General features: G+C 71.6%; 20 protein-coding genes. 12 read left to right on the forward strand and 8 right to left on the reverse strand.

Translation table 11 applies throughout. The annotated features are described in order from the left end of the window. Nucleotides 1-23 precede the first annotated feature (23 nt). Nucleotides 24-677 (reverse strand): phosphate signaling complex protein PhoU, encoded by a 654-nt coding sequence (gene phoU / locus ABUL08_RS26660; protein WP_242794632.1) that lies wholly within the window; start codon nucleotides 675-677, stop codon nucleotides 24-26. Between the two features lie 213 nt (nucleotides 678-890). Here phoU and ABUL08_RS26665 point away from each other — a divergent pair, with 213 nt between their 5' ends. Together ABUL08_RS26665 and ABUL08_RS26670 are read left to right on the forward strand one after the other, a co-directional pair. Next, complete coding sequence (locus tag ABUL08_RS26665) at nucleotides 891-2,183, forward strand: sensor histidine kinase (RefSeq protein ID WP_350932774.1); 1,293 nt, start codon at nucleotides 891-893, stop codon at nucleotides 2,181-2,183. Nucleotides 2,184-2,204: 21 nt separating this feature from the next. After that, nucleotides 2,205-2,888 (forward strand): response regulator transcription factor, encoded by a 684-nt coding sequence (locus ABUL08_RS26670; RefSeq protein ID WP_350932775.1) that lies wholly within the window; start codon nucleotides 2,205-2,207, stop codon nucleotides 2,886-2,888. Nucleotides 2,889-2,931: 43 nt separating this feature from the next. Here the strand turns inward: ABUL08_RS26670 and ABUL08_RS26675 are convergent, their stop codons facing one another. After that, on the reverse strand, nucleotides 2,932-3,582 hold the full coding sequence (locus ABUL08_RS26675) for an NADPH-dependent F420 reductase (protein WP_350932776.1): 651 nt from the start codon (nucleotides 3,580-3,582) through the stop codon (nucleotides 2,932-2,934). A gap of 169 nt (nucleotides 3,583-3,751) precedes the next feature. Between ABUL08_RS26675 and ABUL08_RS26680 the strand changes: the two genes are divergently transcribed. Further along, on the forward strand, nucleotides 3,752-4,330 hold the full coding sequence (locus ABUL08_RS26680) for a TetR/AcrR family transcriptional regulator (RefSeq protein ID WP_350932777.1): 579 nt from the start codon (nucleotides 3,752-3,754) through the stop codon (nucleotides 4,328-4,330). A 62-nt stretch (nucleotides 4,331-4,392) separates the two neighbouring features. Here the strand turns inward: ABUL08_RS26680 and ABUL08_RS26685 are convergent, their stop codons facing one another. Both ABUL08_RS26685 and ABUL08_RS26690 read right to left on the reverse strand, forming a co-directional pair. Then, nucleotides 4,393-5,067: a response regulator gene (locus tag ABUL08_RS26685; RefSeq protein ID WP_350932778.1), complete on the reverse strand. Its 675-nt coding sequence runs from the start codon at nucleotides 5,065-5,067 to the stop codon at nucleotides 4,393-4,395. Then, nucleotides 5,064-6,716, reverse strand: a complete 1,653-nt coding sequence (locus ABUL08_RS26690) for a sensor histidine kinase (protein WP_350932780.1) — start codon at nucleotides 6,714-6,716, stop codon at nucleotides 5,064-5,066. Before ABUL08_RS26690 ends, ABUL08_RS26685 begins: the two co-directional genes overlap by 4 nt. A gap of 99 nt (nucleotides 6,717-6,815) precedes the next feature. On the opposite strand from ABUL08_RS26690, the gene ABUL08_RS26695 reads away from it, so the two are divergent. From ABUL08_RS26695 to ABUL08_RS26710, 4 genes are read left to right on the forward strand one after another with little or no spacing between them, the layout of a single operon-like run. Next, nucleotides 6,816-7,826 carry a Bug family tripartite tricarboxylate transporter substrate binding protein gene (locus ABUL08_RS26695; RefSeq protein WP_350932781.1) on the forward strand — a complete coding sequence of 337 codons (1,011 nt, stop codon included), beginning with the start codon at nucleotides 6,816-6,818 and terminating at the stop codon, nucleotides 7,824-7,826. Next, nucleotides 7,823-8,599, forward strand: coding sequence for a tripartite tricarboxylate transporter TctB family protein (locus tag ABUL08_RS26700; protein WP_350932782.1), 777 nt, complete (start codon nucleotides 7,823-7,825; stop codon nucleotides 8,597-8,599). The genes ABUL08_RS26695 and ABUL08_RS26700 overlap by 4 nt, the downstream gene beginning before the upstream one ends. Continuing rightward, nucleotides 8,599-10,104: a tripartite tricarboxylate transporter permease gene (locus tag ABUL08_RS26705; protein WP_350932783.1), complete on the forward strand. Its 1,506-nt coding sequence runs from the start codon at nucleotides 8,599-8,601 to the stop codon at nucleotides 10,102-10,104. Before ABUL08_RS26700 ends, ABUL08_RS26705 begins: the two co-directional genes overlap by 1 nt. Then, nucleotides 10,101-10,493, forward strand: a complete 393-nt coding sequence (locus ABUL08_RS26710; protein WP_350932784.1) for a universal stress protein — start codon at nucleotides 10,101-10,103, stop codon at nucleotides 10,491-10,493. Before ABUL08_RS26705 ends, ABUL08_RS26710 begins: the two co-directional genes overlap by 4 nt. A 30-nt stretch (nucleotides 10,494-10,523) precedes the next feature. Here ABUL08_RS26710 and ABUL08_RS26715 read toward each other — a convergent pair whose 3' ends face one another. After that, the gene (locus ABUL08_RS26715; protein ID WP_350932785.1) at nucleotides 10,524-11,330 is read right to left on the reverse strand and encodes a hypothetical protein; all 807 of its coding nucleotides are present in this window, start codon (nucleotides 11,328-11,330) and stop codon (nucleotides 10,524-10,526) included. 74 nt (nucleotides 11,331-11,404) lie between these two features. Between ABUL08_RS26715 and ABUL08_RS26720 the strand changes: the two genes are divergently transcribed. Both ABUL08_RS26720 and ABUL08_RS26725 read left to right on the forward strand, forming a co-directional pair. Continuing rightward, on the forward strand, nucleotides 11,405-12,349 hold the full coding sequence (locus ABUL08_RS26720) for a Ppx/GppA phosphatase family protein (RefSeq protein WP_350932787.1): 945 nt from the start codon (nucleotides 11,405-11,407) through the stop codon (nucleotides 12,347-12,349). A gap of 76 nt (nucleotides 12,350-12,425) precedes the next feature. Beyond that, nucleotides 12,426-13,232, forward strand: coding sequence for a sugar phosphate isomerase/epimerase family protein (locus tag ABUL08_RS26725; RefSeq protein ID WP_350932788.1), 807 nt, complete (start codon nucleotides 12,426-12,428; stop codon nucleotides 13,230-13,232). Nucleotides 13,233-13,250: 18 nt separating this feature from the next. Here the strand turns inward: ABUL08_RS26725 and ABUL08_RS26730 are convergent, their stop codons facing one another. From ABUL08_RS26730 to ABUL08_RS26740, 3 genes are read right to left on the reverse strand one after another with little or no spacing between them, the layout of a single operon-like run. Then, nucleotides 13,251-13,826, reverse strand: a complete 576-nt coding sequence (locus ABUL08_RS26730) for a CGNR zinc finger domain-containing protein (RefSeq protein ID WP_350932789.1) — start codon at nucleotides 13,824-13,826, stop codon at nucleotides 13,251-13,253. A gap of 19 nt (nucleotides 13,827-13,845) precedes the next feature. Further along, complete coding sequence (locus tag ABUL08_RS26735) at nucleotides 13,846-15,012, reverse strand: glutathionylspermidine synthase family protein (protein WP_350932790.1); 1,167 nt, start codon at nucleotides 15,010-15,012, stop codon at nucleotides 13,846-13,848. A gap of 1 nt (nucleotide 15,013) precedes the next feature. After that, nucleotides 15,014-15,286 carry a hypothetical protein gene (locus ABUL08_RS26740; RefSeq protein ID WP_350932792.1) on the reverse strand — a complete coding sequence of 91 codons (273 nt, stop codon included), beginning with the start codon at nucleotides 15,284-15,286 and terminating at the stop codon, nucleotides 15,014-15,016. A gap of 108 nt (nucleotides 15,287-15,394) precedes the next feature. On the opposite strand from ABUL08_RS26740, the gene ABUL08_RS26745 reads away from it, so the two are divergent. From ABUL08_RS26745 to ABUL08_RS26755, 3 genes are all read left to right on the forward strand, one after another. Continuing rightward, on the forward strand, nucleotides 15,395-16,315 hold the full coding sequence (locus ABUL08_RS26745) for a proline dehydrogenase family protein (RefSeq protein WP_350932793.1): 921 nt from the start codon (nucleotides 15,395-15,397) through the stop codon (nucleotides 16,313-16,315). A gap of 111 nt (nucleotides 16,316-16,426) precedes the next feature. Continuing rightward, complete coding sequence (locus ABUL08_RS26750) at nucleotides 16,427-17,854, forward strand: hypothetical protein (RefSeq protein ID WP_350932794.1); 1,428 nt, start codon at nucleotides 16,427-16,429, stop codon at nucleotides 17,852-17,854. Between the two features lie 541 nt (nucleotides 17,855-18,395). Then, nucleotides 18,396-24,692 carry an RHS repeat-associated core domain-containing protein gene (locus ABUL08_RS26755; protein WP_350932795.1) on the forward strand — a complete coding sequence of 2,099 codons (6,297 nt, stop codon included), beginning with the start codon at nucleotides 18,396-18,398 and terminating at the stop codon, nucleotides 24,690-24,692. The last annotated feature ends 81 nt before the right edge of the window (nucleotides 24,693-24,773 follow it).

A 24,773-nucleotide genomic window follows, 5' to 3' on the forward strand; every position in this document is an offset into this window, starting at 1 on the left:
TCCGGGGGGCCTTCCTCGTGGCGTCAGCCCGCCGAGGGCGAGGTCTCGCCGGTGATCAGATAGACCACGTGCTCGCCGGCGTTCACCGCGTGGTCGGCGAAGCGCTCATAGAAGCGCCCGAGCAGGGTGCCGTCGATCGCCGTCTCCACCCCGTACGGCCAGTCGTCGCCGAGCAGCACGGCGAAGAGGCTCTTGTGCAGGTCGTCCATCGCGTCGTCGTCGCGGTCCAGTTCGGCGGCGAGGTCGGCGTCGGGCTTCGCCAGCACCGTGCCGATCTTCTCGGCCATCCGGTCGGCGACCGCGGCCATCTCGGTGAAGATGGCCCGCAGCTCGGCCGGCACCGCCGGGGACGGGTGCCGGCGCAGCGCCGTCTTGGCGACGTGGTCGGCCAGGTCGCCCATCCGCTCCAGGTCGGCCGCGACGTGCAGCGCGGTGATCATGGCGCGCAGGTCGGAGGCGACCGGCGCCTGCCGGGCGAGCAGGTCACAGACCCGCTCCTCGACGTGCCGGTACAGCTCGTCGATCTCGGCGTCCCGCTGGATCACCGTCTCGGCCGCCTGCCGGTCGGCGGTGAGCAGCGCGCGGGTGGCCTGGCGCATGGCGGCGCGGATCGCCTCCGCCATGTCCACCAGCAGCTGGCTGACGATCTGGAGATCGGCCCGGAACTCGTCGCGCATCATCACGTCCTGTGGTCGGTGGCCGCCGGTCCGGGGGCTCCGACGCCGGCGCACGGGTTGAGCAGGTGCGCGACAACCGTAGGTCGGGGGAGCGGGACGGGAGGTGAACCCCGGTGAACGACGCGGGGCCGCCGAGTGAACTTTCCCGGAAGTGAGGGTGGTTCGTCCCCTTCTGGGCGATAGCCAGGTTAACAATGACCCTACGATCGCCAGGTGGAATGGGCGGTGGCGGCCACGGTGGCCGTGGCTCTGGTGACCGGACTGGTCGCCGGACTGTTGCTGTCCGGGCCCGTCAGGGCGTGGCGGCGTCGCAGGGCGTCGTCGGGGAGCACCGGCTCCCGCCGGAGCTCAGGGAGGCTCGCGATTCCCGACGACCAGCAGGGCGGGCTCTCCGGGCTCGGCCGCAAGACGATCGCCTCGCTCCGCGCCGGCGTGGTGGTGCTGGACCCGGACGACGTGCCGGTGCTGGTGAACCCGGCCGCCCGGGCGATGGGCCTGCTGCGTACCGGTGCCGCCCCCGGCTCGATCGCCGCGCACCCGCTGATCCGTACCCTGGCCGGCCAGGTGCGGCGGACCGGCGTGCGGCGCGAGATCGAGCTGGACCTGCCGCGGGGCCGCGACAACGCCGGCGACAACCCGCTCGGGGTGCACCTGCGCGCGATGGGGCTCGGCGCCGGCTTCATCGCCGTCGAGGCGGCCGACGTGACCGAGTCCCACCGGCTCGCCCGGGTCCGCCGCGACTTCGTGGCGAACGTCAGCCACGAGCTGAAGACTCCGATCGGTGCCCTCCAACTGCTCGCCGAGGCGCTGGTCGACGCCACCGAGCCCGCCGACGAGGACACGGCCGGTCTCTCCGAGGACATGGTCGCGGCCCGCCGGTTCGCCGAGCGGATCCAGCACGAGTCGACCCGGCTGGGCCGGCTGGTGCAGGAGCTGCTGGAGCTGACCCGGCTCCAGGGCGCGGAACCGCAGCCCGCGCCGGAGCCGGTCGCGGTGGACTGGGTGGTCGCCGAGGTGCTCGACCGGACCCGGACCGCGGCCACCGCCCGCCGGGTGGAGGTCGCGGTCGACGGCGAGCGCGGCCTGACCGTGTACGGCAGCGACAGCCAGCTCGCCACCGCGGTCGCCAACCTGGTGGAGAACGCGATCAACTACTCGGGCGAGGACACCTGCGTGCGGGTGACCGCCCGACGGGTGGAGGACGTCGTCGAGATCGCCGTCGCCGACCAGGGCATCGGCATCGCCCCGACCGACGTCGACCGGATCTTCGAGCGCTTCTACCGGGCGGACCAGGCCCGCTCCCGCTCGACCGGCGGCACCGGCCTCGGCCTGGCCATCGTCAAGCACATCGCCAGCAACCATGGCGGTCGGGTGGACGTGTCGAGCACCCTTGGTGGCGGGTCGACGTTCACCCTGCGGCTGCCCGCCAGCCCACCGGACGACCTGGAGACGACACTCGCCTCCGCTGGGATCGAGGCCGGCCCGGCCGAGTTCCGGCAGGTCTGAACCACAGGAAAGGAACACCCGTTGAGCCGCGTACTGGTGGTCGAGGACGAGGAATCGTTCTCCGACGCCCTGTCCTACATGCTCCGTAAGGAGGGCTTCGAGGTCTCCGTCGCCGCGACGGGGCCGGACGCCCTCACCGAGTTCGACCGGACCGGCGCCGACATCGTGCTGCTCGACCTGATGCTGCCGGAGATGTCCGGCACCGAGGTCTGCCGGCAGCTCCGGCAGCGCTCGCACGTCCCGATCATCATGGTCACCGCGCGGGACAGCGAGATCGACAAGGTGGTCGGGCTGGAGATCGGCGCCGACGACTACGTCACCAAGCCGTACTCGCCGCGGGAGCTGGTGGCCCGGATCCGGGCGGTGCTGCGCCGGCAGACCGCCGAGGCGGCCGAGTCGGGCGCGCCCACGCTGGCCGCCGGCCCGGTCCGGATGGACATCGAGCGGCACGTGGTGACCGTCGAGGGGGCGGCCGTGCAGCTGCCGCTGAAGGAGTTCGAGCTGCTGGAGCTGCTGCTGCGCAACGCCGGCCGGGTGCTGACCCGGGGGCAGCTCATCGACCGGGTCTGGGGCGCCGACTACGTGGGCGACACCAAGACCCTGGACGTGCACGTCAAGCGGCTGCGGTCGAAGGTCGAGCCGGAGCCCTCCACGCCGCGCTTCATCGTCACCGTCCGCGGGCTCGGCTACAAGTTCGAGCCGTGACCGGTCGGGGCCCGCGCCGAGGTGTGCGGGCCCCGACCGGCCCTCAGCGCACGACCTTGAGGTTGAACAGGGCGGTGCCCAGCTTGCCGTAGAGGCGCAGCCAGAGTGGCAGCAGCATCTCGGTGCCCCGGGCGGTGCTCAGGTCACCCAGGTCGATCACGTCGGTGTGGCCGAAGCTGGTGAGCAGCTCGGTCACCACCTTCTTCGCCGCCGGGTCGTCGCCGGAGACGAAGACGCTGTGGTCACCGTCGGCGAGCTGCCGCGGCTGGACCATCAGGTCGGCGGTGAGCGTGTTGAGCGCCTTCACCACCCTCGTACGCGGGAACGCCCGCTGGATCCGCTCGCCCAGCGAGTCGTCGTTGAGCACCGAGAGGGTGGGCGGGAAGCCGTTGCCGAAGTCGAGCGGGTTGGCGATGTCGAGCAGGACCTTGTCGGCCAGGTTCTCCTCGCCGGCGGCGGTCAGCGCGGGCAGCGAGCCGTCGCCGCTGGTCGCGTTCACCACCAGGTCCGCGCCGGCCGTGGCGTCGGCGTAGCCGGCCAGGGTCACGGTGGGGTGGGTGGCGGCCCATTCGGTCCAGTCGTCGCGGGCGGCGGTCGCGTCCCTCGTGCCGACGGTCACCTCGTGGCCCAGTTCGGCCGCCCGTCCGGCGATCGCGCGGCCGACCATGCCGGTGCCCAGTACTGCGATGCGCATGTCGATCCGTCCTCCGGTTGATCGCGCGACGCCGATGCCTCGCGCTCGTCTGACGGCGACACTAACAGACAGGTCTGTCTACTAGGTCTGTGAGCGCGGTCACGCCCGGATGAACCGGCAGACCGACCGGTCTGTAGGCTTGGCCCGACCTGCCGAGGAAGGACCGCCGATGCCCACGCCGCGCACCCCCGCCGGCTCCGCCCGGGAGCGCATCCTGGACACCGCGTTCCGGCTCTTCTACGCGTACGGGCCCCGAGGGGTCGGGGTGGACACGGTGATCGCCGAGTCGGGCGTCGCCAAGGCCACCCTCTACAAGCACTTCCCCAGCAAGGACGACCTGGTCCTGGCCTACCTGGACAAGGTCGACCAGGCGTGGTTCGGGGCGCTGCGGGCGGCCGCCCGGGACGCCGGGGACGAGCCCCGGGCACAGCTCGTCGGGATGTTCGACGCGCTCACCGGGGCCTGCCGTCGGGAGGGCTACCACGGCTGCGCGTTCATCAACACCGCCGCCGAGTCACCCGCCGGCAGCCCGGTGCACGCCCGTACGGTCGAGCACAAGAACGTGGTCCGGGCCTGGGTGACCGACCTGGCCCGGCGGGCCGGCGCGGCCGAACCGGAACTGCTCGCCCGGCAGCTCACCCTGCTGCTCGACGGTGGCCTGGCCGGTGGGGTGCTGGACGCCGATCCCGCCATCGCGGAGGCCGCGAAGCGCACCGCCCGCGCCCTGGTCGACGCCGCCCTCGGCTGAGCCCCGGCCGATCCTCGCGGTGTCCGAGCCGGCCGACGGATCCGATCGACCGGCGGCCGACCTCAGGCCAGCCAGCAGTAGCGGCGCTCCGGACGGCCGGCGGCGCCGTATCGCAGGGTCACCTCGGCCCGGCCGGTGCCCGAGAAGTGCTCCAGGTAGCGGCGGGCACTGACCCGGGAGATCCCGACCCGGTCGGCGCACTCGCTTGCCGACAGCGTGCCGTCGTGCTCGCGCAGGGCGCGCTCGACCAGCTCGGCGGTCTCCGGGCTGAGGCCGCGCGGCAGGGCGGGGGCGGCGGCCACCGAGCCGCTGCGGGAGAGCACCCGGTCGACGTCGGCCTGGTCGCTGACCACCGCCGTACGCAGCGAGCTGCGCCGGGTGGCGTACTGCTCCAACCGGGTCCGCAGCTCGTCGAAGCCGAAGGGCTTCAGCAGGTAGTTGACCGCGCCGTAGCGGACCGCCCGACGGACCGCCTCGGCCTCCCGGGCCGCGCTGATCACCAGGACGTCGCAGTCGTGCCTGGCCGCCCGGAGCCGGGTCACCACGTCGAGACCGAACATGTCCGGCAGGTAGAGGTCGAGCAGCACCAGGTGGGGACGGACCTCGCCGACCCGGGCCACCGCCTCCTCGCCGGTGCTCGCCGTGCCGACCACCCGGAAGCCGTCGATCCGCTCGACGAACCCGCGGTGGATCCGGGCGACCATGAAGTCGTCGTCGACCACCAGTACGTCGATCATCGGGTTCCCTCCAGCAGGTCGGCCACCGACATCCGGGCGGTGAACATGGCGCCCTCGTCGGTGTTGGTCACCGCGATCTCGCCCCCGCGACGCTTGCAGACCAGCCGGGTGAGCGCCAGCCCGATACCCCGTTCGCCGCCCTGCGCGGCCTTGGTGGTGAAGCCGTGGGTGAAGACCTCCTGGGCCAGTTCGGGGGTGACCCCGGGCCCCGAGTCGCGCACCACGATCTCCACCGACGAGGCGTCCCGACGCAGCTCGACCTCCACCCAGGCCGGCCGGTCGGGCGTGCCGTCCGGCGCGGCCTCCCGTCCGGCGACCGCCTCGACCGCGTTGTCGACCAGGTTGCCGAGCACCGTCGCGACGTCCGCGGCGACCTGCGGCGGCAGCCGGTCCAGGCCGGTCCGCTCGGAGACCCGCAGCTCCACCCGGCGTTCCGCGGCCACCGCCGACTTCGCCATCAGCAGCGCCGCCACCGCCGTGTCGTGCACCCGGCTGGTGACCGTCAGGTCGAGCGAGGCCCGGTGCCGACTCAGCGCGTCGACGTAGCGGACCACCTCGTCGTGCTCGCCGATCTGGATCAGGCCGGAGATGGTGTGCAGCTGGTTGGCGAACTCGTGGGTCTGCGCCCGCAACAGCTCGGTGGTGCTGCGGAACGAGCCGATCTCCTGCTCCAGCCGGGCCAGCTCCGTCCGGTCCCGCAGGGTGGTCACCGAACCGAGCGGACGGCCGTCCTTGCGGACCGTCATCCGGTTCATCACCAGCACCCGACCGCCTCGGACGACGACCTGGTCCCGGGTCTCCGGGCCGCTGCCGGCGCCGGCCAGCACGTCCCGCAGCCGGCCGGAGATCCGCAGCTCGGCGAGGCTGCGGCCGAGGCAGTGCTCGGGCAGGTCCAGCAGCCGCCGGCCGACCGCGTTGACCAGGGTGACCCGATGCTGCGGGTCGAGCGCGATCACCCCCTCGGCGATGCCGTGCAGCAGCGCCTCGCGGTGCTCGGCCAGCCCGGCGATCTCCCGCGGTTCCAGGCCCAGGGTCTGCCGCTTGATCCGCCGGGCCAGCAGCCAGGACCCGACCACCCCGAGCCCGCTGGCGATCCCGAGATAGGTGAAGAGGTACGACGAGGCCCCCACCAGGCGTTCCGACCAGGTCGGCGACGCCTCGCCGACCACCACCACGCCGAGGTAGCGGCCCAGGTTCGTCTTCTTGTCGCCGAGCACCGGCACCTGCGCCACCAGCTCCCGCGAGCCGTCGACCTCCAGCGCCCCGAACCAGCTCCGGCCCTGCGCCACCCCCGGGTCGCCGAGCACCACCGGGCTGCCCACCAGCGTTGGGTTCGTCGAGCTGACCACCCGGCCCCGGGCGTCCGCCACGGTCACCGAGGTGACCCCGGAGCGGGTGAGTGTGCTCTGCACCAGCGGGGCGATCGCCTCGGCGGGCGCCGGCTGAACGAGCTGGTCGCGCAGCAGCAGGCTGCCGGCGAGTTCCTCGCCGAGGGCGGCGACCCGGCGTCCCTCGACCCGGTTGAAGGTGGCCGCCGACTGGGCCAGCGACACGGCGGCGACGGCCGCCAGCACCACCACGATGATCGCGAGCTGGAGGACCAGCAACTGCCCGGCCAGGGTACGGCGGCGGGACGTGATCGCGACCACAAAGACCTCAATTTCCGCTGGTGACAGAAGGCAGACGCGGGGTCCGCGCCGGGGTCATCATCTTGCCGCCGGACTCATTCGAAACGGAAGAGAAACATGATGGCAACTCGAAGGAACCTGCTGGTCATGGGCGTCGCCGCCGCCACGGCGATGGCGCTGGGCGCCTGCGGTGCCACCGCCGGGAAGAACGAGAGCGGCTCCTCCGGCGGTGACGGAAAACCGGTCACCGGGCTGCGGCTGATGGTGCCGAACACCCCCGGCGGCGGCTACGACACCACCGCGCGTACCGCCGCGAAGGTGATGGAGGACGCCAAGATCGCCACCGGTGTGCAGGTCTTCAACCTGCCCGGCGCGGGCGGCACGGTCGGCCTCCAGCGGACCGTGAACGAGAAGGGCAACGGCAAGCTCGCCATGCAGATGGGGCTGGGCGTGGTCGGTGCGTCGTACACCTCGAAGTCGTCCGCGACGCTGACCCAGACCACCCCGCTGGCCAAGCTGATCGAGGAGGCCGGCGCCATCGTGGTGCCGAAGAACTCGCCGTACCGGACGATCAACGATCTGGTCACCGCCTGGAAGGCCAACCCGAAGGGCATCGCGGTCGGCGGCGGCTCCTCGCCCGGCGGCCCCGACCACCTGCTGCCCATGCAGCTCGCGAAGACCGTCGGCATCGACCCCCGCCAGGTCAACTACGTCTCGTACGACGGTGGCGGCGAGCTGCTGCCGGCCGTGCTCGGCGGCAAGGTGGCCTTCGGCGCCAGCGGGTTCGGCGAGTTCCTCGACCAGGTCGAGGCCGGCCAGGTCCGGGTCCTCGCGGTGACCAGCGAGGCCCCCATCGAGGCGCTCAAGGAGGTGCCGACGCTCAAGTCCGCCGGCATCGACCTGGTCTTCACCAACTGGCGCGGCATCGTCGCGCCGCCCGGCATCAGCGACGCCGACAAGCAGGTCTGGATCGACGCGCTGACGAAGATGCACGAGTCGGCCGAGTGGAAGGCCGAGCTGACCAAGCGCGGCTGGACCGACGCCTTCGTCACCGGCGACGCGTTCGCCACCTTCCTCACCGAGCAGGACAAGTCGGTGGCCGACCTGCTCAAGCAGCTCGGGCTGGCATGACCGGCCGGACCACCCGACCGGACCGGGGCGACGACCCGCCGCCCCGCCCGGCGGGACCCACCCCACCGGGGACACCGACGGCAGCGGCCGACCCGCTGACCGCCACGGCGGCGGTCGACCCCGTGCGCTCCACGGCAGGGGCCGGGCCGGTGGTGTCACCGGCAGCGGCCGGTACGGCCGGGCCACTGGTACCGGCGCAGCCGGGCGCCGGGCGTACGCCGGGCGAGCCGGCGGCGGAGACGGCCGGGACCGGGCCGGCGGCCCCGCTCGACGCGGACGCCGCGCCGAGCCGGCCGGACCGGGCGCAGTACGGGGTGTGCGCCTTCCTCGCCCTGGTCGGCGGCCTGGTCCTGGCCGACGCGGCGCGGACCGGGCACGCGATCAGCAGTGCCGACCCGATCGGCCCGAAGCCGGTGCCGATCCTGCTCGGCGTGCTGCTGCTGATCGTCGCCGCCGTCTACGCGGTGGACGTGGCCCGCGGCGGCACCGGTGAGCCGGAGGCCGGCGAGGACGTCGACCTGAGCAGCCCGATCGACTGGCGGACCGTGCTGCTGCTGATCGGCGCGTTCCTGGTCAACGCCGTGCTGATCGAACGGCTCGGCTGGGTGATCAGCGGAACGTTGCTCTTCTGGGGTTCGGCCTTCGCCCTCGGCAACCGGCACCACGTGCGCAACCTGCTGATCGCCGTCGCGCTCTCCCTGATCACCTTCTACACCTTCGCCATCGGGCTCGGCGTCAACCTGCCCGCCGGCGTGCTGCAAGGGATCCTCTGATGGACAACCTGGGCAATCTGCTCGACGGGTTCGCCAACGTGGTGACCCCGATGAACCTGCTGATCGCGCTGCTCGGCGTGACCATCGGCACCGCCGTCGGCGTGCTGCCCGGCATCGGCCCGGCGATGACCGTGGCGCTGCTGCTGCCGGTCACCTACGGCATGGAACCCACCCAGGCGTTCATCATGTTCGCCGGCATCTTCTACGGCGGCATGTACGGCGGCTCCACCACCTCGATCCTGCTGAACACCCCCGGCGAGTCGTCGTCGGTGGTGACCGCGATCGAGGGCAACAAGATGGCGAAGGCCGGCCGCGCCGCGCAGGCCCTGGCCACCGCCGCGATCGGCTCGTTCGTCGCCGGCACCATCGCCACCCTGCTGCTGGTGGTGGTCACCCCGCCGGTGGTGTCGTTCGCGATCAGTCTCGGCGCGCCCGACTACTTCGCGCTGATGCTGCTCTCCTTCGTGGCGGTCACCGCGGTGCTCGGCGCGTCCCGGGTACGCGGCTTCGCCTCGCTCCTGCTCGGCCTGGTCATCGGCCTGGTCGGCATCGACACGGTCAGCGGCCAGCAGCGGCTCACCCTGGGCGTCCCGCAGCTCGCCGACGGCATCGACGTGGTCGTGGTGGCGGTCGGCATCTTCGCCGTCGGCGAGGCGCTCTGGATCGCCGCGCACCTGCGCCGCCGGGCCGCCGAGGTGATCCCCGTCGGCCGGCCGTGGATGGGTCGGGACGACTGGAAGCGGTCCTGGAAGCCGTGGCTGCGCGGCACCGCGTACGGGTTCCCGTTCGGGGCGCTGCCGGCGGGTGGGGCGGAGATCCCGACCTTCCTGTCGTACGCGACGGAGAAGAAGCTGACCAGGCACCCGGAGGAGTTCGGCTGGGGCGCGATCGAGGGCGTCGCCGGCCCGGAGGCCGCCAACAACGCCTCGGCCGCCGGCACGCTGGTGCCGATGCTCGCCATCGGCCTGCCCACCAACGCCACCGCCGCGGTGATGCTGGCCGCCTTCCAGCAGTACGGCATCCAGCCCGGCCCGCTGCTCTTCGAGCGGGAGTCCGGCCTGGTCTGGACGCTGATCGCCAGCCTCTTCGTGGGCAACCTGCTGCTGCTGGTGCTCAACCTGCCGCTCGCCCCCGCCTGGGCGCGCCTGCTGCGGGTCCCACGCCCCTACCTGTACGCCGGGATCCTCTTCTTCGCCTCGATGGGCGCGTACGCGGTCAACGCCTCCCCGTTCGACCTGTTCCTGCTGCTCACCCTCGGTCTGCTCGGCTTCGGGATGCGGCGCTTCGGGCTGCCGATCCTGCCGCTGATCGTCGGGGTGATCCTCGGGCCCCGGGCCGAACTCCAGGGCCGCCGCGCGTTGCAGCTCTCCGGCGGCGAGCTGCACGGCCTGGTCGGCGGTTGGGTGTCCTGGCTGATCTATGCCGTGGTGGCGGTGGTGCTGTGCTGGCCGCTGCTCGGCCGGTTCGTGGTGCGTCCGGTGTGGGAGAGGATGGTGACCGGATGACGGTGCTGGTGGGATACGTGCCCTCGCCGCTGGGCGAGGCGGCGCTGCGGGCCGCCGTCGAGCAGGCGCGGTTCCGGGACGAGCCGGTCCTGGTGGTGAACACGTCACGCGGCGACGCGTACGTGGACCCGCGGTTCGCCCAGGAGCCGGAGCTGGACCGGGTGGGTCGGGAGCTGACCGCCGCCGGGGTTCCGCACGCGGTGCGGCAACTGGTCCGGGGGCGGGACGCGGCCGAGGAGATCCTCGAGATCGCCGAGGCGGAGGACGTGTCGCTGGTGGTGATCGGGATCCGGCACCGGACCCCGGTCGGCAAGCTGATCATGGGTTCGACGGCGCAGGAGATCCTGCTCCGCGTCCCCTGCCCGGTTCTCGCGGTCAAGTCCGACTGACGGTGGGCAGGGGCCCCGCGGGGCCCCTGCCTACTCGCTGGCCGGGTGCGGGGCGACCTGGCCCTGGCGGAGCCGGGCGGCGCAGAGTTCGGCCAGCTTCGCGTACGCGGGAGCGCCGATCAGCGCGGTCAGCTCCGGGCCGTACGAGACGTACATCGGCTCGGCGCCGACGTGCGCGTCGGTGGAGGAGGTGCACCACCAGTCCAGGTCGTGCCCGCCCGCACCCCAGCCCCGCCGGTCGAACTCGGTGAGCGTGGAGATCAGCACCTTGGTGTTGTCGGGTCGCTTGTGCCAGTCCTGGTCCCGGCGGATCGGCAGCTGCCAGCACACGTCCGGCTTGTATTCCAGGGGATGCACCCCGTCGCGCAGCGCCTGGGCGTGCAGCGCGCAGCCACCCCCGGCCGGGAAGTCGGCGTCGTTGAGGAAGACGCAGGGCGCGTCCACGGCTCGGGTGGCCGTCCGCCGGGCCGGGCTCTTGCCGTCGATCGTGTCGTTCTCGGTCCAGTTCTTGAAGCCCTTGCGGAAGTGCTGCCAGGTCTCCGGCGTGAGCCGCTTGACCGCCGCCTTCACCCGCTTCTCGTCGTCGGCGTCGGTGAAGAAGGCGCCGTGCGAGCAGCAGCCGTCCTGGGCCCGACCGGCGACGATGCCGTGGCAGCCCTTGCCGAAAACGCACGTCCAGCGGGACAGCAGCCAGGTCAGGTCGGCCCGGACCAGATGCTTTCCGTCCGCCGGGTCGGTGAACTCGATCCACTCGCGGGGGAAGTCCAGCCCCACCTCGCGGCTACGCGGGTCGTCGGGGTCGTCCACCAGCACCTGCAGCTCGATCCGGCCTGTCACCCGGCCCAGCGTACGCGGGGTCACCCGCACCGGCTGGCGAGCCGTGGAAACGTGTTGGCCCTAGGGTCATCAGCATGCGACTGGGTGTCCTCGACGTCGGTTCCAACACGGTGCACCTGCTGGTGGTCGACGCCCACCACGGTGCCCATCCCTGGCCGGCGCACTCCGAGAAGGTGGTGCTCCGGCTCGCCGAGCAGATCGGCCCGGACGGCGCGCTGACCGAGGCGGGCGCGGACGGGCTGATCAAGGCGGTCAGCATGGCCCGGGCGGCGGCGGACGGGCTGGACGCCGACGACCTGCTCGCCTTCGCCACCTCCGCCGTCCGGGACGCCACCAACGCCGCCGAGGTGCTGGCCCGGGTCCGCGACGAGACCGGCGTACGCCTGGCGGTGCTCTCCGGCGCGGACGAGGCACGGATGACCTTCCTCGCGGTCCGGCGCTGGTTCGGCTGGTCGGCCGGGCGGCTGCTGGCGATGGACATCGGCGGCGGCTCGCTGGAACTCGCGGCCGGCATCGACGAGGACCCGGCGGTGGCGGTCTCGCTGCCGCTCGGCGCGGGGCGGCTGAGCCGCGAGCGGCTGCGGGTCGACCCGGCCGGCACCCTGCCGCCGGCCGCCGAGGCCGTCGAGGAACTCCGGGAGTACGTCGACGGAATGCTCGACCCGGTGCTGGAGAAGCTGACCGAGGTGGGCTGGGAACGACCCGTCGCCACCTCGAAGACCTTCCGGATGCTGGCCCGGCTGGCCGGCGCGGCCCCGTCGAACGCCGGCCTCTGGGCCCGGCGCAGCCTCACCCGCACCGGCCTGCGGCAGGTGCTCGGCTTCATCCGGCACATCCCCCCGGCGCAGCTGGCCGAACTGGAGGGGGTCAGCACCGGCCGGGCCCACCAGCTGCTGGCCGGGGCGGTGGTGGCCGAGGCGGTGCTGCGCCGGCTGGACGTGGAGACCCTGGAGATCTGCCCGTGGGCGTTGCGGGAGGGAGTCATCCTCCGCCGGCTCGATCAACTCGCGCCGATGTGATCCCGGTCGTTCGGTCTGGGCGCTTTGCGGGTGCTCGTCCGGATGCTCCGCGACGGGGGCGGCTACCCTGAGGGGTGTGACTTCCCGCGTCCCGGTGCTCCTCTCCAGTTCCTCGGTCTTCCCTGAGCGGACCGCGGCGGCGTTCCAGCTCGCCGCGGCGCTCGGCTACGACGGCGTCGAGGTGATGGTCTGGACCGACGTCGTCAGCCAGGACCCGGGCGCGCTGCGCGGGCTCTCCGAGCACTACGGCGTGCCGGTGCTCTCCGTCCACGCGCCCTGCCTGCTGGTCACCCAGCGGGTCTGGAGCCCCGACCCGTGGGAGCGGCTGCGCAAGGCCGCCGAGCTGGCCGAGACCCTGGAGGCGCCCACCGTCGTGGTGCACCCGCCGTTCACCTGGCAGCGCGACTACGCGCGGAACTTCGCCGACGGCCTCGACAAGATCGCCGGCCAGTTCGGCGGGCTGCGCTTCGCGGTGGAGAACATGTACCCGGTCCGGATGGCCGGCCGGCAGTTCGTCCCGTACGTCCCCGGCTGGGACCCCACCGACACCGGGTACGCCTCCTACACCCTCGACCTGTCGCACTGCGCCGCCTCACACACCGACGCGCTGGCGATGGCCGACCGGATGGGCGCCGGCCTGGCGCACGTGCACCTCGGCGACGGCACCGGCGAGGGCCGCGACGAGCACCTGGTGCCCGGGCGCGGCAGTCAGCCCTGCGCCGAGCTGCTCCGGTCGCTCGCCGGGCGCGGCTTCACCGGCTCGGTCGCGGTGGAGGTCACCACCCGGGGCGCGAAGAGCCGGGCCGTCCGCGAGGCCGACCTGCGCGAGGCCCTGGAGTTCGCCCGCGCCAACCTGACCGCCCCCTCCCCGGTCGACGCCTGACGCGCCCCGGGGGCCGGGTCAGCTGACGGTGGTGAGGGCGTCGGCGGTCGCCGTGGCGGTGACCTGCTCGCCGACGGCGGCGCGCTTGCGCGCGCGGTGCGCGGCGACGTGCGAGCGGGTGGCGCAGCGTTCCGAGCAGAACCGCCGGCAGCAGTTCGACGACGTGTCCAGATAGACGTTGCCGCAGCGTTCGTCGGCGCAGACCCCGAACCGGGCGCTGCCGTACTCGCAGAGCCAGACCGACAGGCCCCACGCCGCGCCGGCCAGGTATTCGGCGCTGACCGACGCGCCCCGGCTGGTCACGTGCATGTGCCAGTCGCTGGAGTCGTGGCCGGAGATGCGCGGCTGCACCGGGAACGCCTCCAGCAGCGCGTTCAGCTCGGCAACCGCCTGGTTGTCCCGCCCCGAGGTGCCGTACTCGAAGACGTCGCGGAGCCGCTTCTGCGCCCGCCGGAAGATCGCCAGGTCCCGCTCCGCCACCTCGTCGCGCATCCACGCGTTCTCGTCGGGGAAGAGGGCCCGCAGGTCGTCGAGGTCGTCCAGGCGGGCGTTGACGAGGTCAACGCCGGTCCGGGCGTACGCGTCGAAGTTCACGGGACCAACGGTAGACGACTCACGGGGTGCGCGGCGTGTCGATGTAGTGCGGTAGGAACCGCGCGTAACCGTCCGTGATGAGGCTCTCGCTCTCGCGTACGCCGAGGCCGGCCGATTCGCCGTCGACGATCCAGCTGCCGAGCACGGTCCGGTTGCCGGCGAACTCCGGCAGCGCCCGGAACTCCTGATAGCAGAAGCCCTCGTCGCCGTAGATGCCCGGATTGGTGACCTCGGTGTCGGCGGTGACGATCCGGACCGAGCCGCCCTCCCGGCCGAGCAGCGGCTTCGCGACGTACTCCGGCATGCCCCGCGGCGAGTCCAGGTAGGCCGGGAGCAGGTAGTCGTGGCCGGGGAAGAGCTCCCAGAGCACGGCCAGCAGCGCCTTGTTCGACAGCAGCAGCTTCCAGGCCGGCTCGATCCAGGTGGTCGGGGTGCCCGGCTCCAGCGCCAGCGGCCCGTACGGCTCGGCCAGCATCCACTCCCAGGGATAGAGCTTGAAGCAGGTGGTGACCGGGCGGTCGGTCGCGTCGGTGAAGCGCCGGCCGTCCCAGCCGATCTGCTGGATCGGCAGCAGCGTGACGTCCAGCCCGGCCTGGCGGGCGGTCTCGGCCAGATAGCCGGCGGTGATCTGGTCCTCGCCGGACTCCTCCTCGTTCGACCAGGCCACGTGCACCCGCCGGTCGTGCAGGCCGGCGCCGATCTTCGCCCAGGCGCCGACCAGCCGCTCGTGCAGGCTGTTCCACTGGTCCGCCGCCGGCCGGGTCTCCTCCAGCCAGTACCACTGGACGATGCTCGCCTCGACCAGCGAGGTCGGGGTGTCCGCGTTGTACTCCAGCAGCTTCGGCGGCCAGGAGCCGTCGTACCAGAGGTCGAAGCGGCCGTAGAGGGTCGGTGGCACCTCCCGCAGCGAGCGCGCCACCGCCTCGGCGGCCCAGGCCGGAATACCGAACTCGGCGTACCGGTGGCGGGCCACCACGTGCTCGGCGGCGGCCACCGACATCCGGTGCAGCTCCTCGGTCGCCTCCTCCAGCCGCAGCACCTCGTCCAGCTCGAAGGCGTACGCGGCGGTCTCGTCCCAGTACGACATGATCTCGCCGTCGGGCAGCTCGGTGTCGACGTACACCAGGCCCTGGGAGCGGATGGTGGCGTCCCAGTCGGGGCGGGGGGTGCTCGCCTCGCGCCGCACCTCAGCCGCCGCAGGAGGCGAGGTGGGTGCCGAACCCGCCGCGCTCGGGCACCGCTGCGGCGACCGGCGCCGGGGCGGTCCGGGCGGCGGCCGGTGCGGGCACCCGGAGGGCCAGCGCCACGGTGTCGCCGCCGCCGCCGGCCGGCCCGAGCGCGCAGTCGTCATCGTCGTCGTCGTAGCCGTTGTTGCAGCCGGAGAGGGCGAGCGCGAGAGCGGTCAGCGCGCCGAGCTGCACGGTGGCCGACCGGAGTCGGCGTCGAGGGCGTGGTTCCACGTGAACGTTGTAGCCGATCATCGCCAGCCGCGGGGTCCCACCTGACCGTGGGTCACGTTCGTCGCCGCCGCCGGGCGGGGGCGCGTGGGCGGGCGTTACGCTCGGCTCATGCTCCGTTCCGTCATCCTCGCCGCCTCCCGGTCATCCCAGGTCGAGCGGCTCGTCGCGACGGCTCCCTTCACCCGGGACGTCGTCCGCCGGTTCGTCGCCGGCGCCGGCACCGACGACGCGTTGCGCGCGACCCGCGAACTCGTCGCCGACGGCCTCGCGGTCACCCTCGACAACCTCGGCGAGGACACCGTCACCCCCGAGCAGGCCAACGCCACCCGGGACGAATACCTCAAGCTGCTGTCGCTGCTGCACGGCTCGGGCCTGACCCCGGCGGCGGAGGTGAGCGTCAAGCTCTCCGCCCTCGGGCAGAAGTTCGACGAGCAGCTCGCCTACGACAACGCGCGGGCGATCTGCGCGGCGGCCGACGCGGCGGGCACCACGGTCACCCTGGACATGGAGGACCACACCACCACCGACTCGACGCTGGACGTGCTGGCCAAGCTGCGGAAGGACTTCCCGGCGACCGGTGCGGTGCTCCAGGCGTACCTGCGGCGGACCGAGTCCGACTGCCGGGAGCTGGCCGGGGCGGGGTCGCGGGTGCGCCTGTGCAAGGGCGCCTACAAGGAGCCCGAGTCGGTGGCCTACCAGTCGACCCGCGAGGTGGACAAGTCGTACGTGCGCTGCCTGAACGTGCTGATGTCCGGCGACGGCTACCCGATGCTGGCCACCCACGACCCGCGCCTGATCGCCATCGGCGAGGACCGGGCCCGCTGGTTCGACCGCGGCCCGGACCGCTTCGAGTTCCAGATGCTCTACGGCATCCGCCCCGAGGAGCAGGCCCGCCTGGTCGGCGAGGGCTACACGGTCCGCACCTACCTGCCGTACGGCGAGGACTGGTACGGCTATCTGATGCGCCGGCTGGCCGAGCGCCCCGCCAACCTGATGTTCTTCGGCCGGGCACTGGCCTCGAAGAAGTAGCTCGACAGGTCGGCTCGTCTGCCCGCGCCGAACCCGGGACGGGCAGACGAGCCCACCCCCACCGTGTCGGTTGTCCGCCGTACGATGCGGCCAACCTGACGAGGAGGGTCCATGGGGGAGCGGAGCACCTCGACGTACGCGGGGTACCTGGCCGGGCTCGCGCTGCGCGTCGCGGAGCTGCGGGAACGGTTTCCGGACGCGCTCGTCTCCTGTGACGTGCGCGGTGAGTTCCCCGGGCCGGACCTGATCTGCTGGAACGGGGACCCGGAGGAGATCTGGGTCTGGCTGTTCGAGCCGGACGGCCCCGACGGGGTGGCGCGGGCACGGGAGCGCCTGCGCGAGTTCCTCGCAGATCCGCGCGAGGTCACGGGGGTCGTGGCGAAGCGAGTGGTCGCGGGCCCCAATTCGGCCTTTCCGGCGGTGTCTGTGGAGGCGGCCAGCCCGCTCGACAGCCGCCAACGGGTCGAGGTCCGGCACGGTCCGGTCGACGGTATTCAGCTGCACCGGGATTTCGACGTCGAGAAGAAGACGCCGCAGGCGGAACGGACCGCCATGATCGATGCGGTCGAGGCAGCCACCGATGCGGATGCCGAGTCCCGGGAAGCGTTGGGATTCCGACGCGCGGAAACTGTTCCGGCGGATTTTACGGAAGCCCCTGCGGCGGAAAGCGGAAGCACCTGGCAACGGCCGGAAGTCATTCACCTGCAACTGACGGTCGAACTTCCCGGGGGAGCGGGACAGGACGGTGGTCGGGTTGCCCGGGAATGGTTCGAGTCGGCCTGGCGCCTCTTCCACGATCTGCTGCCACCCGACGTGCTTCCCTCGGATTCGCGGGTGGATCGCTCGCCCGCGGGCGTGCTGATCGGTGCCGTTGACCCTGAGGACGAGGAGCGGTCCTGGGAGGCATGGTTCAGCAACGACAGCTGGGAGCAGTTCCGTGCCGGCCTCGGCCGGCGGGCGGCGAGCGTCGAATTTCTGCGCGTGGATCTGACCCGGCAGGAGTGGCTCGCGACGCTGATGCCACTGGACAACGCCGGCCTCGACATCGACCTCTGGCATTATCAGGTCGATGATCGGCAGCTGGCCGTTCTCGGGATCGAAATACCGCGAGCCCTCTTCGTTTCCGGTGAGTCGGCCGCGCTCGCTCTCCTGCGCCGCGCCGCAGAGGAAGCCGGAGTCCTCTTCGGCCTGGTCGGAATCGACTACGGCGTGCAGTTGATGACCGGGCTCGAATACGCGCTCTACCTGCACCCCTGGGACACAGTGCGGTCCGTGGACCGTACCCTCCGGGGCTACTCCTGGGTCACGATCGTGTCCGAGGCGCAGACGGCGCGCCTGGGCGGCGCGGAGCAGCTCCGCGCGAGCGGCGCGTTCGCCAGGGTGGAGCAGCTGGCCGGTGGTGGTTGCTGGCTCCAGGCCACCGAGACCTTCGCCGGATACACCGATGTCGAAGCCGAGGCGGTCTTCCGGGCGTTACGTCCGCTGCTGCCCGAGGAGGCCTACCCCTCCACGTTCAAGAACGAGTGGCGAGACGTCTGAGCGAGCGGCGCTCCCCTCACTCAACGTCAGTAGCTCCCCATTTCCACAGGTGAGGCCCACGCGGTCTGCTCACCTTCCGTGACCTGTTGACACTGATCGTGACCGGCCCTACGTTCAGCGCGCAAGCTGGCACGCGGGGGCGGAGGCTGGTGTGGACGGTCATGGTCGACAGGGACGGGCTCGGGTGATTCCGGGTCCGATGAGCAGCGCTGCCGGGTCACCGGACGGCGTCCGGTCATCGTCCGCACTCCCGTACGCCACCGTTGGTCCGCGTCACGTTCCGGAGTCGAGTCTTCCTCCGACTGTCCGCTGACCCTTCCCATCGCCTGACGGCCGGACGCCGCCTCTGTGGCCGCGTCCGGCCCGCGTCTCAGCACGTAACCGCTCCTTGGCCGGACCCGCCGGGTCCCGGCTCACTTCATCGCACTCCAAATGTCCCTGGGAGGGATACGTGGCAGGTGTACGGCGGCTGTCCTCGCGCCTCGGCAATACAGCAAGACGGACAAAACCACCTGGCGGAGACGGGCGAGCCGGCCGTCGGATGATCTCCGCCACGATGGCGGCGGTCCTGGCCGGGACGCTTGCCGGTCAGCTTCCCGTGCAGGCCGCCCAGGCGGCGACGGCGCAGAAGCTGACCACGCAGCGCTACCCCTCGGTGTCCGGCAAGCCGGCCAGAGCCACCCGGCCGGGGCCGGACCGGACGGCAGCGGCGGCCAAGGTCAAGCGTTCGGCACCGGTATGGCCGGCGGCCGGCTCCGCCGAGGTCACCCTCTCGGCGGCCGCCGTCGGCGCCCGGGCAGGCGGCGCGACCGCCGTACGGGCGGGCACGCTGCCGGTGACCGTACGCCCGGTGGCGGGTGCTGCCGGGGCCCGAGCCGCGGCGAGTGAGGTGACCCGGGTCCGCGTCGAGGTGCTGCCGAAGGCCAGGGCGCAGGCCGCAGGGGTGAACGGCCTGCTGGTCCGGGTCGGGCGGACCGACGCGGTGTCCTCGGCCGGGCAGGTGGAGGTCGGCGTCGACTACGCCGCCTTCGCCTCGGCGTACGGTGCGGACTGGTCCTCCCGTCTGCGCCTGGTCCAGGTTCCGGAGTGCGCCCTGACGACGCCGAGCGCCAAGGACTGCCAGCCCGTCCCGCTGGACTCGCACAACGACGTGCGGAGCCGGACCCTCTCGGCTTCCGTGTCGGCAGCTCCGATCCGGTCCGCGGTCGCCGCCACGGACGCCGGGCGGTCGCAACTCGGCTCGACGGCGGCACTGACCGGGACGCTGGTCGCCGCGACCAGCGGGCCGTCGGGTGGAGCGGGCGACTTCACCGCCTCCAGCCTGGCTCCCGCCTCGACGTGGGGTCACAGCGGCTCGACCGGCGGCTTCCAGTGGTCGTACCCGATGACCGCCCCGCCTGCGGTGGGCGGACCCGCGCCGGACCTGAAGCTCGCCTACTCGGCGCAGTCCGTGGACGGGCTCAACGCCGCCACCAACAACCAGCCCGGACCGATCGGCGAGGGCTTCGACCTCTCGCCCGGTTTCGTGGAGCGGCGCTACAAGCCGTGCGCGGACGACATGGGTGGTGACGCCAACAACACCACCAAGACCGGCGACCTCTGCTGGGGCACCGAGAATGCCGTTCTGTCCCTCGGTGGCTCGACCGTCGAGCTGCTCAAGGGCAGCGACGGCAGGTGGCACCCGCGCAAGGAGGACGGCTCGAAAATCGAGCTGCTGACCACGCCCGCCTACAGCAACGGTGACAACGACAACGAGTACTGGAAGGTGACCACCGCCGACGGCACCCAGTACTGGTTCGGCCGGCACCAGCTCCCCGGTTGGTCCTCGGGCCGTCCGACCACCAACTCGGTGCTCACCGTGCCGGTCTTCGGCAACAACCCCGGTGAGCCCTGCTACGCGAGCACCTTCGCCGCCTCCGAGTGCGCGGGCAAGCGCCAGGCGTGGCGGTGGAACCTGGACTACGTCCAGGACGTCCACGGCAACACCATGTCGCTGTGGTGGACCAAGGAGACCAACTACTACGCCAAGAACCGGGCCTCGGCGGCTCCCGTCGCCTACGACCGGGGTGCCTACCTGACTCGGATCGACTACGGCACCGACAACCGGGACAACAACGAGTACGCGGCGACCAGCCCGTACATCGAGAACGCCCCGGCCCGGGTCGAGTTCACCAACTCCGACCGCTGCCTGGCCACCTGCACCACCAAGAACGCGACCACCTGGCCGGACACCCCCTGGGACCAGGAGTGCACGGCGACCACGAATCCGTGTGTCAACGGCTCCCCGACCTTCTGGTCGGCGAAGCGGCTCACCGTGGTGAAGACCCGGGTCTGGAAGGGAGCCGCGTATCAGGACGTGAACTCCTGGACCCTGCGGCACACCTTCCCCGATCCGGGCGACGGCACCCGCGCCGGCCTGTGGCTGGCGGGTGTCACCCGACGTGGCCTGAACGGGACGACCGTGACGGTTCCGGAGGTGACCTTCGCGGGCATCCAGATGCAGAACCGGGTCGACGCCGCCGGCAGCGACTGGGCGTTGGCGATGAACTGGTGGCGGGTCAACTCGATCCGCACCGAGACCGGTGGCGAGATCTTCGTGACCTACAGTCCCCGGCAGTGCGTCAAGGGCGGCACCATGCCGACCAACCTGGACGACAACGGCCTGCGCTGTTTCCCGGTGAAGTGGACACCGCAGGGGTACACCGACCCGGTCACGGACTACTTCCACAAGTACGTGGTGACCGAGGTCCAGCAGATCGACCACACCGGCGGCGCCCGGCCTCTCATCACCGCCTACGAGTACCAGAACCCGGCCGGTCTTCCGCTCTGGCGCTACTCCGACGACAACGGGCTGATCCCGGCGAGCCGGAAGAGCTGGAGTGAGTGGCGCGGCTACCCGACGGTGATCACCCGTGTCGGCGAAGGCGCGGATCAGACCAAGACGGAGACGCTCTACTTCCGCGGCATGAACGGGGACAAGCTCGCCGCCGGCGGCACCCGGTCCGTCACCGTGCAGGGCCTGGAGGGCGGCGCGGCCACCGATTTCGACGCGTTCGCCGGCATGCCCCGTGAGCAGATCACCTGGCAGGGTGCGACGGTCGTGTCGGCCAGCGTCAGTGACCCGTGGCAGTCGAGCGCCACCGCGTCCCGCTCCGGCACGCCGGCCGTCGACTCCCGGTTCGTCGCGGTGGGGACCGTCCGTACCCGTACCGCGCTGGACGGCGGGGCGTGGCGGCGGACGAAGACCGTCACCACCTATGACTCGTACGGCATGCCGGTGTCGCTGGAGGACCAGGGCGACGAGTCGGTGAGCACCGACACCCGCTGCTCCACCACCGAGTACATCCGGAACACCACGGGCGCGAACTGGCTGCTCAAGTCGTTGAAGCGCAGCCAGGGGTGGGCCGGCCCCTGCGACACCGCTCCCACCAGCGAGGCCCAGGTCACGGCGGACACACGGTACAGCTACGACAACCAGGCGTACGGCACCGCACCGACCAAGGGCGTCGTGACCGCGATCGAGGAGATCAAGGACTTCAACGGCGGCAACCGGCTGTACCAGCAGGTGGCGACGATGAAGTACGACGCCCAGGGCAGGGCGACCGAGACGACCGACATCACCGGCAAGGCCACGAAGACCGCCTACACCCCCGCGGCGGGCGGGCCGCTGACCTCGATCGTCGCCACCAACCCGCTGCTGTGGACTGAGACCACCGACCTGGACCCGGCCACCGGAGCGACGGTCAAGAAGACCGACGCGAACAGTCGGGTCACCGAGGTCTCCTACGACGCTCTCGGCCGTACCACCGCCGTCTGGCAGCCGGACCGGCCCCGGGCCACCTACCCGAGCAACCCGTCGAACCGGTACTCCTACACGTACTCGACGACGGCCGCTTCGAGCGTCAAGAGCGAGCAGGTGGACGCCAGGGGCAACTACCGGGTCGGCTACCAGTTGGTCGACGCCCTCGGCCGTGACCGGCAGACCCAGGAGTTGTCGTACGGGGGTGGCCGCGTCATCACGGACACCTTCTACGACGCCGCGGGCCGGGTCTACAAGACGAACGCGCCGTATTACAACAGCGGCACCGCCGGGGCCACCCTGTTCCTCGGGCTGGACCTCGACATCCCGCAGCAGACCCGGACGCTCTTCGACGCGGCGGGCCGCGCCATCCACTCGATCCAGTTCTCCCGCAACGTCGAGAAGTGGCGCACCTCCACCACCTACCACGGTGACCACGTCGACACGACGCCGCCAGCCGGCGGCACCGCCACCACCACCTGGACCGATCCGCAGGGGCAGACCACGAAGTTGTGGCAGTACCACGGCCCCACCCCGACCGGCGCCTACGACGAGACCAGGTACGCCTACGAGCCGACCGGCCTGCTCAAGTCGGTCACCGACGCCTCCGGCAACACCTGGTCCTACCAGTACGACGTCCGGGGTCGGAACACGATCACCGACGACCCGGACAAGGGGCGGACCACCACGGTCTACAACAGCCTCGACCAGGTCGAGTCGGTGACCGACTCGCGGGGGAAGACCCTCTTCTCGACCTACGACGACCTGGGTCGACTCACCGCCATGCGGGACACCTCCGCCACGGGCCCGCTCGTCTCATCGTTCGTGTACGACCTGCCGGTCAAGGGCGCACTCCGATCGTCCTCACGCTGGGTCGGCACCGACGAGTACAAGACCGAGACCATCACGGTCGACGCACGGTACCGGCAGACCCAGATGCGCTACACGATCCCCGCGGTCGAGGGCGCCCTGGCCGGTACGTACAGCGTCAAGCAGACCTTCAACCCGGACGGTTCGCCGAACACGATGACGTTGCCGACCGCCGGCGGGATGGCGGCGGAGATCCTCACCTACGGCTACGACAGCACGTACGCGTTCCCCGAGATGCTCAAGACCGACTACGGTGACGCGACCCACTACGTGATCCAGGCGTCGTACTCCAACCTCAACCAGCCGAACCTGGTCACCCGGGCCACGGCGTTGACCGGGGCACCGTTCGTGCAGTCGGGGCAGTACTACGACGAGACCACGGGTCGGGTGGACCGGCGACCGGTCATCCGGTCGGTGGCACCGTCCTACATCGCCAACGCCAGCTTCGGCTACGACGACGCCGGCAACATCACGTCGATCGACGACAACCCCGGCGCCAACCGGGACACGCAGTGCTTCAGCTACGACCACCTCCGTCGGTTGACGCAGGCGTGGACGCCGGCGTCGTACGACTGCAAGCAGGCGCCGACGGCCGGGCTCGGTGGCCCGGCGAAGTACTGGACCTCCTGGGACTTCGGCGCTCCCACCGACGCCAAGGGCCGGGCCGGCAACCGGCTGGCCCAGGTGGAGCACGGCACCCCGACCGGCGACGTGACCACGACGTACGGCTACCACACCCCGGGCACCGCCCAGCCGCACGCCGTCTGGTCGACCAGCCGCACGGACAACACCGGCACGGCGACCGGCACGTACGACTACGACAACGCCGGAAATCTCACCTCCCGACCCGGGCCGAACGGCCAGCAGTCGCTGACCTGGACCGTGGACGGGGAACTGGCGAGTGTGTCGGATTCGGCGGGCACGAGCAGCTATGTGACCGATCCGGCCGGGGGCCGGCTGGTGTCCCGCGACCCGAAGGGCACGACCCTGCACCTCGGCGCCACCGAGGTGCGGTTGGACAAGTCGAGCAACGGGGTCACGGCCACCCGCTACTACGAGTTCCTCGGCGAGATCGTGGCCCAGCGGAGCACGACGGGTGGCATCACCTGGCTGGCCGCCGATCATCAGGGCACGGGTCAGGTCGCCGTGGCGGGTGACGCGACGCAGGCGGTGACCCGGCGACGCCAGACGCCGTACGGCACCGAGCGGGGCGGGCCCGCCAGCTGGCCCAATGCGCGGGGCTTCGTCGACGGCTACCGGGACAGCACGGGACTGACCCAGGTCGGGCAGCGTGCGTACGACCCGGGGTTGGGACGATTCGTCTCGGTCGACCCGGTGCTGGACCACAACGACCCGCAGCAGATGAACGCCTACTGCTACAGCAACAACAGTCCGGTGACCTTCAGTGATCCGTCGGGTCAGCGCTGGGAGGAGGAGACCCAGAAGGAGGGTCTCGACAAGCTCGCCCAGGATGCCAAGCGGCGGCAGACCGAGTACAAGAAGGACATCGGTGACACGCTCGCGCACGCGACGGCGGTGATCCTTCGTACGGCGAACCTCAAGAGGAACTACCCGCATGCCCACATCACCAGCGACCCGGCCGGACGGCTCCACGGTGGCGACATCATCTGCTGGGACTGCAAGCAGGGTGAGGTATGGGTCTGGGAGGTGAAGCCCTACACCAAGGAGGCCCTGGCCGAGGCGGATCTGAAGAGGCACATCGAGCACGCCCAGAGGGACATCCGCGGGAAGAACAAGCGTGTCATCGCCGGGCCGAACAGTGCCTTCAATCCGCCGGAGGACGAGTCGCCGACCCTGGGGGACCTGAGAAAGCGCACCCGGGTCTACAACGGCAAGAACGACGGGGTCCAGCTCTATGAGCAGAAACAGACGGAGGAGAGGGCGCCGCGGAGCGAGGCGGACGGGCTTCGGGAGGCCGAAGAGATCTCCAGCGACGCCAATGACGAGTCGAAGAAGTGGAAGCTGACCCTCCTCGACGACCACGTCGAGAGTGGCAGCTTCGCCGGGGACGTCGTCCTCTTCACGCCCTTCACCTTCGCCGGTGTGCTCGCGGTTCGCTTCGGTGGTGCCGCCGCGGTGCCTGTCGTCGTGAAGTTCTTCAAGGGTGCCCCCAAGGGCTGCCGGGCCGACTACGAGCTCGTCTGCTGACAGCGGGCGGGCGTCCTCAGGGTGGCCGGCTTCTGCCGGGCCGGCCACCCGGGGCGGCTTGACGCATTAAGCTAATTGCAT

The organism is Micromonospora sp. CCTCC AA 2012012, assembly GCF_040499845.1.
Lineage (GTDB): Bacteria > Actinomycetota > Actinomycetes > Mycobacteriales > Micromonosporaceae > Micromonospora > Micromonospora mangrovi.

Bases quoted from the DNA above. Each gene is read 5' to 3' on its own strand.
- phoU (WP_242794632.1), bottom strand. From the start codon at position 677: ATGCGCGACGAGTTCCGGGCCGATCTCCAGATCGTCAGCCAGCTGCTG.
- ABUL08_RS26675 (WP_350932776.1), bottom strand. From the start codon at position 3,582: ATGCGCATCGCAGTACTGGGCACCGGCATGGTCGGCCGCGCGATCGCC.
- ABUL08_RS26680 (WP_350932777.1), top strand. From the start codon at position 3,752: ATGCCCACGCCGCGCACCCCCGCCGGCTCCGCCCGGGAGCGCATCCTG.
- ABUL08_RS26685 (WP_350932778.1), bottom strand. From the start codon at position 5,067: ATGATCGACGTACTGGTGGTCGACGACGACTTCATGGTCGCCCGGATC.
- ABUL08_RS26695 (WP_350932781.1), top strand. From the start codon at position 6,816: ATGGCAACTCGAAGGAACCTGCTGGTCATGGGCGTCGCCGCCGCCACG.
- ABUL08_RS26700 (WP_350932782.1), top strand. From the start codon at position 7,823: ATGACCGGCCGGACCACCCGACCGGACCGGGGCGACGACCCGCCGCCC.
- ABUL08_RS26705 (WP_350932783.1), top strand. From the start codon at position 8,599: ATGGACAACCTGGGCAATCTGCTCGACGGGTTCGCCAACGTGGTGACC.
- ABUL08_RS26710 (WP_350932784.1), top strand. From the start codon at position 10,101: ATGACGGTGCTGGTGGGATACGTGCCCTCGCCGCTGGGCGAGGCGGCG.
- ABUL08_RS26720 (WP_350932787.1), top strand. From the start codon at position 11,405: ATGCGACTGGGTGTCCTCGACGTCGGTTCCAACACGGTGCACCTGCTG.
- ABUL08_RS26745 (WP_350932793.1), top strand. From the start codon at position 15,395: ATGCTCCGTTCCGTCATCCTCGCCGCCTCCCGGTCATCCCAGGTCGAG.
- ABUL08_RS26750 (WP_350932794.1), top strand. From the start codon at position 16,427: ATGGGGGAGCGGAGCACCTCGACGTACGCGGGGTACCTGGCCGGGCTC.
- ABUL08_RS26755 (WP_350932795.1), top strand. From the start codon at position 18,396: ATGATCTCCGCCACGATGGCGGCGGTCCTGGCCGGGACGCTTGCCGGT.